Raw genomic sequence first — 13,902 nt, forward strand, 5'->3', positions numbered from 1 at the left:
AAGGCTTGACATAATCACATAAGGATATCTTTATGTGATCCATGGCGCTCTCCACCGTCCAGGTTGTCGATGTCTTGCGCGCGGCGGGCGAACCGACGCGATTGCGCATTCTCGCCCTGCTGGCCCACGAGGAGCTGGCGGTGCTGGAAATCTGCCGCGTCCTTGATCAGAGCCAGCCCCGGGTCTCCCGCCATCTCAAGCTCCTGGCTGAGGCCGGGCTGGTCGAACGATTCCCTGACGGCGCCTGGGTCTTCTATCGCCTGGTGACGGGCGGTGACGCGCGCCGGCTGGTGGATGAGGTGCTCGACCTGATCGAAGCCGACGATGTGGTCCTGGCCCGCGACGCCGAGCGCCTGCGCAGCGTTCAAGCCGAGCGCGAGACCGAGGCCGGCGCCTACTTCGCCCGCAACGCCGCCCGGTGGGATGAAATCCGCGCGCTCTATGTGGCCGATGAGGCGGTGGAGGCGGCGATCCGCGCGGCTGCCGGTCCCGGCCCCTTCCGCCGGCTGGTGGATCTGGGTTCGGGGACGGGCCGGATGCTGACCCTGCTGGGGCCGCAGGCCGCGCAGGCGCTGGGCCTGGATCTGTCGCAACAGATGCTCAACATCGCCCGCAGTCATGTGGGCAAGGCCGGCCTGGATCATTGCGAGCTGCGCCACGGGGACATCTTCGGCACCCGGTTGCCGGACGAGAGCGCCGATCTCGTGGTCGTCCATCAGGTGCTGCACTATCTGAACGAACCCGCCGCCGCCGTGCGGGAGGCCGGGCGCCTGGTGGAGGCGGGAGGGCGGCTGCTGATCGTCGACTTCGCCCCCCACGGCCTGGAACATCTCCGCGACGAGCATCAGCATCGCCGGCTGGGTTTTTCCGACGCCGAGATGGAGCGCTGGCTCCATGACGCAGGCCTTGGCCAAGTACAGGCGAGCGCCCTGCCGCCCACCCAGGCCGCCGGCCTGACCATCAAGATCTGGAGCGCCGAGCGCGCGCCGCTCCGCGAAAGGACCGCCGCATGACCTTTGTCGCCCCCAACGCCCTGGGCCCCGTGGCGCGCGCCGGCGCCGGAATCGGCAAGCGCCCCTCGGTGTCCTTCGAATTCTCGCCGCCCAAGGGGCCCAAGAGCGAGGCGAGCCTGTGGGAGGCGATCCGCCGCCTGGAGCCGCTGAACCCCACCTTCGTCTCGGTCACCTATGGCGCCGGGGGCTCCACCCGCGACCGCACCCACCGCACCGTGGTGCGGATGCTGCAGGAGACCACGCTCAAGCCCGCCGCTCACCTGACCTGCGTGGAGGCCAGCCGCGAGGAGGTGGACGAGGTGATCCGCGACTACTGGGCCGCCGGGATCCGCCACATCGTCGCCCTGCGCGGCGACCCGCCCGGTTCGCTCGGCGGGGCCTATTCGCCACGGCCCGACGGCTACCAGAACGCCACGGAACTGACCGCCGGCATCCGGGCCATCGCGCCCTTCGATGTCAGCGTCGGGCTCTATCCGCAGATCCACCCGGAAAGTCCGTCGGTGGACCACGACATCGACGTTCTGAAGGCCAAGATCGACGCCGGGGCGACCCGGGCGATCACCAACTTCTTCTTCGATATCGACGGCTATCTTCGCTTCATCGACAAGATTCGAAAGGCGGGCGTCACCATCCCGATCCTGCCTGGGATCATGCCCGTCTCAAGCTTCGAGGGCCTGTCGACCATGTCCCAGCGGATTGGCGTGACCATTCCGGGCTGGCTGTCCAACCTGTTCGAGGGGCTCGACCAGGACCCGGAGACCCGCAAGCTGGTCGCCGCCTCGGTGGCCACCGAGATGTGCGCCCGCCTGTCTGAGGAGGGTTTCTCGGACTTCCACTTCTACACGCTCAACCGGGCCGACCTGGTCTACGCCATCTGCCGGGTGCTCGGCGTGCGCGAGATAGACCCAGCGCCCACAGAGGCCGCCGCATGAACCTGAAAAGCCTGATCCTCGGCGCCGCCGGCGCTGTCCTTCTCGCTGGCGCAGCCCAGGCCCAGCTGCCGCCGGGCTGGAGCGCGCCAGGCGAGCCCCTGCATATCGCCGACAACCTCTATTATGTGGGGACCGAGACCATCGCGGTCTATCTGATCACCACGCCGGAAGGCCACATCCTGGTGGACGGCGCCATGCCCACCAGCGCGCCGCTGATCCTGGCCTCGATCCGCGCGCTCGGCTTCGAGCCTGCGGACGTGAAGGTGATCCTCAACACCCACGCCCATTTCGACCACACCGGGGGCCTGGCCGATCTGAAGGCCGCCACCGGGGCGACCCTGGCCGCCAGCGAAGGCGATCGGGGCGCGCTGGAAAGCGGGACCTATGTGGGTTCCGAAGAGGTCGAGATGTTCGCCTTCAAGCCGGTGGCCGTGGACCGGGTGCTCCAAGACGGCGACAAGGTTGAGCTGGGCGGCGTCGCGCTCACCGCTCACCTGACGCCGGGCCATTCGCCAGGCTGCACCACCTGGACCTTCCCCCTGGAGGTGGACGGCCAGACTCGTCAGGCGATGATCTATTGCTCCACCTCGGTGGCCGCCAATCGCCTGGTTTCGGCCGACAAGGGCCCGCAATATCCGGGCGTCGTCGCCGATTACGAGCAGACCTTCGCCCGCCTGAAGACCATGAGCGCCGACGTCTTTCTGGCGCCCCATGCCGAGCAGTTCGGCCTGGCGACGAAGCGCGCCGCCATGAAGGAGGGCGCCCCCAGTCCCTTCGTCGATCCCGCGGAATTGCAGAAGGTGGTCGCCGCGAGCGAGGCCGCCTTCCGCACAGAGCTGGCCAAACAGCAGGAAGCCGCCCAATGAGCCACGTCCATCCCGGCCGCGCCGCGCGCATTGCGGCGCTCAAGGCCGCCGCCAAAGAGCGTATCCTGATCCTCGACGGCGCCTGGGGCGTGATGATCCAGAAGCGTAAGCTGGACGAGGCCGACTATCGCGGGGACCGGTTCAAGGACCATCCCGTCGACATGAAGGGCAATAACGACATCCTCTGCCTGACGCGGCCCGACATCATCGCCGAGCTGCATGAGGCCTATTACGCCGCCGGCGCCGACATCTCCGAGACCAACACCTTTTCGGCCACGACCATCGCCCAGGCCGACTATGAGGCCGGTGAGGCGGTCTATGACATCAACTTCCAGGGCGCGAAGATCGCCCGCGAGGTGGCTGACCGCTGGACGCAGAACGAGCCGGACAAGCCGCGCTTCGTGGCCGGCTCCGTGGGGCCGCTGAACCGCATGCTGTCCATGTCTTCGGACGTGAACGATCCGGGCGCGCGGACGGTCACCTTCGACCAGGTCTATGCGGCTTACCGCCAGCAGATGATCGCCCTGCATGACGGCGGCGTGGATCTGTTTCTGATCGAGACCATCACCGATACGCTGAACTGCAAGGCGGCGATCAAGGCCATCCTGGATCTCGAAGACGAGGGCTATGAGCCCCTGCCGATCTGGATCTCGGGCACCATCACCGACCGCTCGGGCCGTACTCTGTCGGGCCAGACGGTGGAGGCGTTCTGGAATTCCGTGCGCCACGCCAAGCCGTTCGCAATCGGTCTGAACTGCGCGCTCGGGGCCGACCTGATGCGCCCGCACATCGCCGAGCTGGCGCGGATCGCCGACACGCTCGTCTCGGCCTATCCCAACGCCGGCCTGCCCAACGCCATGGGCGAGTATGACGAGAGCCCCGACCAGACCGGTCACCAGCTGCACGAATGGGCCAAGAGCGGCCTGGTCAATATCCTCGGCGGCTGCTGCGGGACGACGCCGGACCACATCCGACATGTGGCCGACGAGGTGCGCGGCATGACCCCGCGCCAGCCGCCGGCGCGGGCCACCGCCCTGCGCCTAGCCGGGCTGGAGCCGTTCGAGCTGGCCTGACCCCTTGGCTTGCCCTTCGCCATGCGGGAGAAGGGCTGTTGAAGAACCTATGACGCTGCGCCCCCGGGCTGCGGCGCGACCGTCTATCGGAGCCTCATGCGTCCCACCTTCATCAATATCGGCGAGCGGACCAACGTCACCGGATCGGCCAAGTTCAAGAAGCTGATCATCGAGGGCGACTTCAACGCCGCCCTGTCGGTGGCCCGCCAGCAGGTGGAGGCCGGCGCCTCGGTCATCGACGTGAACATGGACGAGGGCCTGCTGGATTCGCAGCAGGCCATGGTCACCTTCCTCAACCTGATGGCCGCCGAGCCCGACATCGCCCGGGTGCCGGTGATGATCGACTCATCCAAATGGGAGGTGATCGAGGCCGGCCTGCGCTGCGTGCAGGGCAAGTCCATCGTCAATTCCATCAGCCTGAAGGAAGGCGAGGCCAAGTTCGTGGAGCAGGCCAAGGCCTGCCTGCGCTATGGCGCGGCCGTGGTGGTCATGGCCTTCGACGAGCAGGGCCAGGCTGACACGGCCCAGCGCAAGGTCGAGATCTGCACCCGGGCCTACCGCAAGCTGGTCGATGATGTCGGCTTCCCACCCGAGGACATCATCTTCGACCCCAACATCTTCGCCGTAGCGACGGGGATCGAGGAGCACGACAACTACGCCGTCGACTTCATCGAGGCGACCAAGGCGATCAAGGAGAGCCTGCCCTATGCGCGGGTTTCGGGCGGGGTCTCCAACGTCTCCTTCTCGTTCCGCGGCAATGAGCCGGTGCGCCGGGCCATCCACTCGGTCTTCCTCTACCACGCCATCCAGGCGGGCATGGACATGGGCATCGTCAACGCCGGCGACCTGCCGGTCTATGACGAGATTCCGGGGGAACTGCGCGAGGCGGTGGAGGACGTGATCCTCAACCGGCCGCAGCGGACCAATATCTCCAACACCGAGCGGCTGGTGGAGCTGGCGCCCAAGTACAAGGGCGGCAAGAGCGAGGCCAAGGGTCCCGACCTCGCCTGGCGCGAGGGAAGCGTCGAAGAGCGGCTGAAGCACGCCCTGGTCAAGGGCATCACCGAGTTCATCGAGGCCGACACCGAAGAGGCCCGCCAGCAGGCCGAGCGTCCCCTGCACGTCATCGAAGGCCCGCTGATGGCCGGCATGGACGTGGTCGGCGACCTGTTCGGTTCCGGCAAGATGTTCCTGCCGCAGGTGGTGAAGTCCGCCCGGGTGATGAAGCAGGCCGTAGCCTATCTGATGCCCTTCATGGAGGCCGAGAAGGAGGGCAAGCCCCGCGAGGCCGCGGGCAAGGTGCTGATGGCGACGGTGAAGGGCGACGTCCACGACATCGGCAAGAACATCGTCGGCGTCGTCCTGCAGTGTAACAATTACGAGGTCATCGACCTCGGCGTCATGGTCCCGGCCGACCGCATCCTGGACGAGGCCAAGGCCCACGGGGTCGACATCATCGGCCTGTCGGGCCTGATCACGCCGTCCCTGGACGAGATGGTCTTCGTCGCCGCCGAGATGGAGCGCCGGGGCTTCGACATCCCCCTGCTGATCGGCGGGGCGACCACGTCGAAGACCCATACGGCCGTCAAGATCGCGCCGTCCTACAAGGCCGGCTCCACGACCTATGTGCTGGACGCCAGCCGGGCCGTGGGCGTGGTCTCGGGCCTGTTGTCGCCCAGCGAGCGCGACCGGATCCAGGCCGAAACGGCGGCCGAGTACGTGAAGGTCCGCGAGCAATATGCCCGCGGCCTGACCAACCGCGCCAGATCCACCCTGGAGGAAGCCCGCGCCAAGGCCTTCTCCATCGACTGGGCCGACTATGATCCGCCGAAGCCGAGCTTCACCGGCCTGCGCAGCTTCGAGGCCTGGGACCTGGAGGACTTGGCCGCCCATATCGACTGGACGCCCTTCTTCGCCTCCTGGCAGCTGGTGGGCCGGTTCCCGCAGATCCTGGAGGACGACGTGGTCGGCGAAGCGGCGCGCAACCTCTATGCCGACGCCCAGGCGATGCTGAAGACCATCGTCGAGGAGAAGTGGTTCACCGCCAAGGGCGTGGTCGGCTTCTGGCCGGCCAATGCCGACGGCGACGACGTGGTGGTCTATGCCGACGAGGCCCGGGTCACCGAGCTGGCCCGCTTCCACACCCTGCGCCAGCAGATCGCCAAGAGCGGCGACAAGGCCAATGTGGCGCTCGCCGACTTCATCGCGCCGATCGGAACCAAGCCCGACTGGATCGGCGGCTTCGCGGTCACCGCCGGCCACGGGGAGGCGGCCATCGCCGCCCGGTTCAAGGCCGCCGAGGACGACTACAACGCCATCCTGGCCGCAGCCCTGGCCGACCGCCTGGCCGAGGCCTTCGCCGAGGCCATGCATCGCAAGGTGCGCACCGAGCTGTGGGGCTTCGCGCCGGACGAGCCGTTCGATATCGACGCCCTGATTTCCGAAAAGTACCAGGGCATCCGCCCGGCGGCCGGCTATCCGGCCCAGCCTGACCACACGGAAAAGGAAACCCTGTTCCGCCTGCTGGACGCCACGGACAGGACGGGCATCGAGCTCACGGAGAGCTTCGCCATGACCCCGCCCTCGTCGGTTTCGGGCCTCTACTTCGCCCACCCGCAGTCGCACTATTTCGGCGTCGGCCGGATCGAGAAGGACCAGGTAGAGGACTATGCCCGTCGCAAAGGCTGGGACCTGAAGAAGGCCGAGCGGTGGCTGTCGCCGATCCTCAACTATGAGCCCTAGGGGCGGCGGGGTGTCCCGGCGGCGCGTCTTTTTGGACACCACCTTGGCCTTGGGGCGTTGAACCTCACTTGATGGCCCACGCGCCGACGGCGCAGGGGCGCGATCCTGGAGGTATGATTTGCGACGCCTGATTTATCCTGCGCTCTGCGCCAGCCTGGTGGCTCTCAGCGCCTGCTCGACCGAACGGGCCGCCAGCAACGACCCCTATGCCGGCCTGGATGAGGCCATCCGCGTCTGGCGTACCGATCTTGTGGCGAGCCCGTCCTGCCCGGCGCCTGCGCCAGAAGCCCAGGTCGAGGGGCCCGGCGCCGCCGAAGGCTGCCGATCCTTCAGCGTGGCCTGCAAGGTCGAGGCCGAACTGACGGAGGCCGAGCAGGCTGATGGCGTCGAGGCCAAGGCCCTGAGCGCCATGCGTTGGGAGGCCTGGGATCCCGAGACTATGGAGTTCCGTCAGACCTCGGCGGCGGCCGAGTTCGTGCGGATCGGCGAGGACTGGACCCGGACCGAAGCCCCGCCCGTGAACCTTTCCACCTGCAGCCCCCTGAGCCCGACCTGACCGAGAAGATCGGGCCACGAAAAAGGGGCGGCGCCAGAAGCGCCGCCCCAGTTCGTATCGCCAAAGGCTTCTGGTCTTAGAAGCGCTTGGTGACGTTCAGCTTGTAGTAGCGGCCCAGCGGGTTGGCCGTGAAGGGATCGTAGGACAGGTCCAGGCGCGCGAACGACGGGTCCTGGTCGAACACGTTGATCACCGAGGCGCTGACCGTGGTCTGCCAGGGCAGGAACACGCGATAGGCGACGTCGGTGGTCACGAAGGCGTCGATCTTCTGACCGTCCGGACCGTTGGAGAAGGTCGCCGAGCCCGCGCGGGTGTCGACCATGTTGTCGATGTAGCGGATGGTCGCCCGGATGTTGTGAATGTCACGGGTGTACTCGGTGTAGAACGACCCGCGCCATTGCGGCTGAGAGCCGTAGCCGAGGTAGTCCATCGTGCCGACATAGTCGGTGGCCGGCGCAACCTCGACACCTTCGATCACATTGGCGTCGACGGCATATTCGAGGACGTAGGTGAGATCGACGCCGAAGTTCATGTCGCCGCCCAGCACATCCCGCGCCCGGTAGGAGGCCGAGACGTCGATACCGCTGGTTTTGACGTCGGGGCCGTTCACGTAGTCGATGCGGACTCGATTAATGGCCGTAGCGCCGCACGCGCCGGTGAAGGTGATCCGAGACAGGAGCGACGCGAACGCAGGATTGGCGCAGTTGTTCGCACCCGCCGCCCCGTTGGGGAAGATGGCGTTGACGATGTCGGAGCCCGATTCATTGTCGATCGGACCTTCGAAATCGAACGCCCAGTAGTCGACCGAGGCGCGGAAGTCGCCGAAGTCGAACAGGGCGCCGAGGTTCAGGGTCACCGCTTCTTCCGGCGCCAGGTTCGGGTTGCCGAAGGTGTCGTAGGCGCGGTAGCCGCCCGCTGCGGTGGTGTAGGCCAGCGCTGTTGTCGAGGACGTCGTGATCTGGGTCATCGGCGGGGCGCGGAAGGTGGTGCCCGCCGAGGCGCGGAACGCCAGCCAGTCAGCCGCCTGCCAGCGAAGCGCCGCCTTGGGGTTGGTGGTCGACCCCACATTGCCGCCGTAGTCCTCGTGACGCACCGCCAGCGTGGCGGTGATGTCGTTGGTGATCGGAATGCTCAGTTCGCCGAAGGCCGAGACGACCGACTGATCGAGGTCATAGTCCGACAGGGCGCCGAAGAAGCTGAACGGGCCGTTCTGGGCCGCGCAGGTGGCGGCCGGATTGATCGAGGAGTCGGGGCAGGGGCTGACGGCGACGTTGGTGAAGTCGTTGTTCTGACGCTCCAGGCCGCTCCAGCGATACTGGGCGCCGGCCGCCCACCCGATCTCACCGCCGCCGAAGTCGATCGGCAGGCGGCCGTTGAACACCAGGTCGGCGGTGTAGAGCTGCGAGCGGATCGAATAGGCGTATTCTTCGAACAAATAGTCGAGGACTTCGCGGCTGTTGGCCGTGCTCGCCACATAGTTCGGGTTGGTCCGCCCATCCACCGCGTTGGCGTCGATGCCCGACGAGAAGGGGTTGAACCAGAGGCAGCCATTGGCCCCAGGGGTCGTGCCCGAGCAGTTGAAGCCGCCGAGGCCCTTCAGCGCCTGCTGCAGGCGACCGACCAGGATGTCGGGGGTGGCCACCTCGCTGGTGTCATCCATGTAGGTCATGGAGGCGTCCCAGCCGATGCCGCCGCCGAATTCGAACTCGCCCTTCAGGCTGGCCGAGATGCGGTAGGCGTCGAAGCGACGCTTGTCTTCCTTGCCCAGGCCCTCGAACAGGTCGTTGCCGGCAACGCCGATCGGGCGCCAGGCGACGGACGTGAAGAGACCGGCCGTGGCGGCCGACGCCGGGATCTGGCCGGGATTGGTGCCCAGCAGGGCCTGGAGGCCCGGATTGGCGGCCGGCACGAAGAAGCCGTTGCCCTGGATCTTGGTGGTCAGGGCCGAAGACGGGAAGTTGTTCGGCGGATAGGAGGGCGACGACGCTTCGTTCGACACGTCATGGCCGGCATAGAGGGCCTCGACATGGAAGGTCGTGGTGTCATCGATGTCGAAGTTGAACTCGCCGTACAGCTGCCATTGGTCTTCTTCCTCGATGAGGTTGTTGAAGCCGATGTACTGGAACTGGCAGAGCGTGCCGCCCGTCTGGGGGCCGGAGATCACGTTACAGGCCGGGTCGGTGACCGGGTTGGTGTAGGTGACGCCGCCGTTCGTGCTGGACAGGAACAGGCCGGGATTGCCGAAGGACGACCAGCCGCCCTGCGGGTTTTCGGCGTAGGAGCGGATCGCGAAGTCGCGCTCGGTGGTCGAGAGCGGCGAGCGGTGGCGATAGCCGGCGGTCAGCAGCATGCTGGACCGGTCGCCGGTGTGCCCATAGGCGACGCTGGTGTTGTACTCGCCGTCCGAGCCGTCGATGGCCGAGTAGCCAGCCTGGAGCTCCAGGCCGTCAAAGTTTCTGCGGGTGATGAAGTTGACCACGCCGCCGATGGCGTCGGAGCCGTAGGTGGCGGCGGCGCCGTCCTTCAGCACTTCGACGCGGCCGATGGCGGCGCTGGGGATCAGGTTGGTGTCCACATAGATGGAGCCGGGCGAGGTCGCCATGCGGCGGCCGTTGAACAGCACCAGGGTGCGCTCGGCGCCGAGGCCGCGGAGGTTGGCGCTGCTGGTGCCCGTCGTCTGACCGGCGCCGAACTGGTTGGATTCACCGACCACGCCCTGCATGGCGGGGATCGACTTCATCAGATCGACGGTGGAGGGGGAGCCTTGCTTCTGCAGTTCGTCATTACCGATGACGTTGACGGGCAGGGCGGCGTCTTCCGGCGTGCCGGCGATGAACGAACCGGTGACGACGATCTCTTCGACCACCGTGGGCGCGCCCGCGCCTCCGGCCTGGGCCGCAGCCTGACCGGCCGACAGGGCCGTGGCGACGGCGAGGACCGAAGCGGTCACCAGATAATGCGAGCTTCTCATGCGTTTCCCCGTATTGCTTAATTTAGCGGCAGAGCGATCAAATCTGACCGCCAGCGCGCTTAGTGGCGTGCCTGGCCGATAAAAATCAAGGTTCCTGAGCGAAGAGGCCAGAAAAGCGCGGGAAAAAACTGCGCTGCAGCGTCAAAAATACTGCGCCCCGCAGGTATACATACCAATGGTCCGTCAAAAGAGGCGGCTTCGCTATGCGGGGCTCACAAAAAAAGCTGCGAAAAAACAAGGCGTCATATTCATACGTTGCGTCAAAACATTGGCTGGCGCCAAACTGTCGCATTCGCGCCACACCCTGCGAGGAAATTGACGCTGCGGCGCCGAAGAGGCGGCAATCCAGCCTGCAGCCCGCCATACCGAACCCTCTATAGCGCTCTCGATCCTTGTTCTGCAAAGGAGTCGTGCCGGGGCGGAGGCCAGAACCCGTAGCCCCCTGGCATGAAGCGCCGCACCATGCGGGCAAGAAAAAGGGGGCGGCCAGACTGGCCGCCCCCGAGGGTTAGTCCGAGTAATCGGACTTAGAACTTCTTGCGCAGACCGAGCTTGAAGTTACGGCCATACACATTCCCGATCGCGGGGTCGTAGGAATACTCAATCCGCGAGGCCGACGGGTCTTCGTCGGTCACGTTGAGGATCGAGGCGGTCAGGGTGGTGTTCCAGGGCAGGAACACCCGGTAGGTCAGGTCGAGGGTCGCGAAGGGATCGACCTCCTGGCCGAAGGTGACCAGCTGGCAGCCCGTCGTCGCGGCGGCGTTCGCCACCGTGCAGGGAACCGCCGAGAAGCCGGTGTTCACCACGGTCGGGCCGCGGTTGTCGGTCACGCCATCGATGTAGTTGACCGTGGCGCGCACATTGTGCGGACCATTGTCGTACTCGGCATAGAAGGCGCCGCGCCATTCCGGGATGGTGCCGGGCAGGCGGTCATAGTTGGCGAAGCCCACGGCCTCGTAGGAGTCGGTCACCGTCACGCCGTTGAGGATGAAGGCGTCCTGCTCGTATTCGAGGACGTAGCTGACCGTGGCGTTCAGCGCGAGGCGGCCGCCGAAGACGTCGCCCGGATAGCTGTAGTCCAGGGTGACATCGACGCCCGAGGTGCGCAGTTCCGGACCATTGACCAGGTCCGACTGGATCCGCGAGATGTCCGACCCCATCGTCACGCCCTGAACGCAGGCGTTGTTGTTGGAGAAGGTCACCAGGTAGCGGAGCGGATCGGCGCAATCGACGAACTGAGCGCCGTTGCCGGGGCCGTTGGCGACCGCGTTGCCGATGACGTTGGCCGGCACGCGGACGATCTGGTCTTCCAGCTTGATGCTCCAGTAGTCGACCAGGGCGCGGAAGTCGCCGAAGTCAGCCACGGCGCCGACGCTGTAGGTGAAGGCCTTTTCCGGGCCGATCGCCGGGTTGCCGAAGGCGTCCACGGACTTGAAGGCGTTGCCCGCAGCCTGGATGCCCGCCAGACCCGTCGCGCCGCCGGGAGCCCGGTCGGTCGGGGTCGGGCCCCGGAAGGTGGTGCCCACCGAACCGCGGAAGGACAGCCAGTCGGTGGAATCCCACTTCATGGACAGCTTCGGGTTGGTCGTGGAGCCGGTCTCGCCGCCGTAGTCCTCGAACCGCACGGCCAGGGCCGCATTCAGGTTGTCGAGGATCGGCAGGTTCATTTCACCGAACACCGCGTAGATCGACTCATCCACGTAGTAGGGCTGCGACTGGCCCAGGAACATGTAGGGGCCGGTCTGGATGGCGCAGCTCGTATCGCCGGGCACGGGGCAGGGCGTGATGTTGCGATCGTAGAAGTCGCTGCCCAGACGACGGGTCTGTTCCGACGAACGCCATTGCGCGCCGGCCGCCCAGTTGACGACGCCGCCCGGCAGTTCGAAGCCGGTCGAGCCGTTGAACACCAGGTCGACGACATAGAGCTCGTTGGTCGTCTCGCCCACCTGGTCGTCATAGAGCCAGCGCGCCAGGGCCGGGCTGTTGGCCTGGGCCGGGTTGTAGGTCGGGTTCGCGCCACCCAGGATCGGGTTGCCCGGATAGGCGGTGGAGAAGGGGTTCAGCCATTCACAGCCGTTGGCGCCGGGGGTGTTGCCGGTGCAGTTCGGGCCGCCCAGGCCGCGCAGCGCCTGATCCAGACGGTTGATCAGGATGTCACGGGTGACCCCGTAGGCCTGATTGCGCGAATAGGTGAAGGCCAGGTCCCAGCCGATGCCGCCGGCGACATCGAATTCGCCCTTCAGGCCGGTGGCGATGCGGAACAGTTCATAGGACCGCTCGCCCTTCTGGCCGTCATAGCCGAAGCCCGGATTGCCGCCGCTGGCGAACGGACGCCACAGGGTCAGCTGCAGGCCCGAGGTCGGAAGCGCCGCATAGGCGCCGGCCGCCGCCGCGCTGGCGAAGACCTGCGGATTGGCCGCCAGGAACGACTGGACATAGGGGTTCGACTTGGGCGCGAAATACTGGGTGCTGCCCGGGCCGAACGGCCCCTGGGTCGGGGGATAGGACGGCGAGTAGCCGATGTTCGGCACATCGGTCTTCGAGTACATGCCCTCGAGGAAGAACTCGGTCGTCTCGGTGAGATCGAAGTTCAGCTCGCCGTACAGCTGGTAGCGGTCGGTCTCTTCGATCAGGTTGGCGAAGGGAACATAGCTGTAATAGCAGGCCGGCAGCTGGCTGGCGCCCGACTGATAGACGCCCTCATAACCGCCCACCGCGCCGCAGCTGGCTTCGCGGATCGAACCCACGGCGTCGCCGTAGATCGGATCAGGGGTGCCCGGGATGGTGGGCAGGTCGGCGCCCAGGCGCGCGACATAGAAGCCAGGGTTGGACAGGAAGGACCAGCCGCTCGGGTTGGTGGTGTAGTCCTGATAGGTCCAGTCGCGCTCCATGGTGTCGAGTTCGGAGCGGTGCTGATAGCCGGCGGCGATGAAGGCGCTGCCGCGTTCGCCCTGCCAGCCCCAGGCGGCGCTCATATTGTACTCGCCGTCGGTTCCGTCGACGTAGCGGTACTCGCCCGAGACCTCGAAGCCCGAGAAGGTCTTCTTGGTGATGAAGTTGATCACGCCGCCGATGGCGTCGGAGCCGTAGGTCGCGGCCGCGCCGTCCTTCAGCAGTTCGACCCGGCCGATGGCCGCCGTCGGGATCAGGTTGGTGTCGACGCCGGTCAGCGGGTCGGTCGACATGAAGCGACGGCCGTTGAACAGCACCAGGGTCCGCTGCGGGCCCAGGCCGCGCATGTTGATCGAACCCGCGCCGATGGAGCCCTGGGCCGAGGTCGAGAACTGGTTGGAGTCACCCAGGACCGGGCCGCTGATCGTCAGCGACTTGATGAGTTCGGTCGTGGAGGGCGAACCCTGCTTTTCGAGTTCCGCAGAGCTGATGACGTCCACCGGCAGGGCGGCGTCTTCAGGCGTACCGGCGATGAACGAGCCGGTGACGATAATTTCCTCGACCTCGGTCTGGGCTGAAGCCTGACCTGCCGCAAGGCTGAGAGCGAGGGCGACAGCCATAGTCGAGGCCGTCGATAAGTATTTTGAACTCCTCACACGTTTCCCCTTCGAGATTAAGAAGCATCTTGGATCAAAACCGATCCGATGAGGGGTAATGACGGTTCGGAGACTAATAAATCAAGACCGCGGTTTGGCGTCCTTGCTCAATTACACTGTATATAGAATGCGGGTCCGTCAGATATAAACGACCGGTTACCACATATAGCGACGATATGCCAAAACGGACGAAGCTTGCCT

The 13,902-nt window shown here is 66.1% G+C and carries 8 protein-coding genes; 6 read left to right on the forward strand and 2 right to left on the reverse strand.

Going from position 1 to position 13,902, the window contains the following annotated elements:
* Nucleotides 1-41: 41 nt before the first annotated feature.
* From Q8L83_RS01945 to Q8L83_RS01970, 6 genes are all read left to right on the forward strand, one after another.
* On the forward strand, nucleotides 42-1,013 hold the full coding sequence (locus tag Q8L83_RS01945) for a metalloregulator ArsR/SmtB family transcription factor (protein WP_305284461.1): 972 nt from the start codon (nucleotides 42-44) through the stop codon (nucleotides 1,011-1,013).
* Entirely contained in the window at nucleotides 1,010-1,945 is a 936-nt protein-coding gene (gene metF, locus Q8L83_RS01950) for a methylenetetrahydrofolate reductase [NAD(P)H] (RefSeq protein WP_305284462.1), read from the forward strand. Before Q8L83_RS01945 ends, metF begins: the two co-directional genes overlap by 4 nt.
* On the forward strand, nucleotides 1,942-2,811 hold the full coding sequence (gene bla, locus Q8L83_RS01955) for a subclass B3 metallo-beta-lactamase (RefSeq protein ID WP_305284463.1): 870 nt from the start codon (nucleotides 1,942-1,944) through the stop codon (nucleotides 2,809-2,811). The genes metF and bla overlap by 4 nt, the downstream gene beginning before the upstream one ends.
* A complete protein-coding gene (locus tag Q8L83_RS01960) occupies nucleotides 2,808-3,884 on the forward strand; it encodes a homocysteine S-methyltransferase family protein (RefSeq protein ID WP_305284464.1) in 1,077 nt (358 codons plus the stop codon). Before bla ends, Q8L83_RS01960 begins: the two co-directional genes overlap by 4 nt.
* 96 nt (nucleotides 3,885-3,980) lie before the next feature.
* Nucleotides 3,981-6,626: a methionine synthase gene (gene metH / locus Q8L83_RS01965; protein ID WP_305284465.1), complete on the forward strand. Its 2,646-nt coding sequence runs from the start codon at nucleotides 3,981-3,983 to the stop codon at nucleotides 6,624-6,626.
* Nucleotides 6,627-6,744: 118 nt separating this feature from the next.
* The gene (locus tag Q8L83_RS01970) at nucleotides 6,745-7,182 is read left to right on the forward strand and encodes a hypothetical protein (protein WP_305284466.1); all 438 of its coding nucleotides are present in this window, start codon (nucleotides 6,745-6,747) and stop codon (nucleotides 7,180-7,182) included.
* A gap of 76 nt (nucleotides 7,183-7,258) precedes the next feature.
* On the opposite strand, the gene Q8L83_RS01975 is transcribed toward Q8L83_RS01970, so the two are convergent.
* Nucleotides 7,259-10,153, reverse strand: coding sequence for a TonB-dependent receptor (locus Q8L83_RS01975; protein ID WP_305284467.1), 2,895 nt, complete (start codon nucleotides 10,151-10,153; stop codon nucleotides 7,259-7,261).
* Between the two features lie 527 nt (nucleotides 10,154-10,680).
* Nucleotides 10,681-13,665, reverse strand: a complete 2,985-nt coding sequence (locus Q8L83_RS01980) for a TonB-dependent receptor domain-containing protein (protein WP_305284468.1) — start codon at nucleotides 13,663-13,665, stop codon at nucleotides 10,681-10,683.
* Nucleotides 13,666-13,902: the final 237 nt, after the last annotated feature.

The organism is Phenylobacterium sp., from assembly GCF_030680185.1.
Lineage (GTDB): Bacteria > Pseudomonadota > Alphaproteobacteria > Caulobacterales > Caulobacteraceae > Phenylobacterium.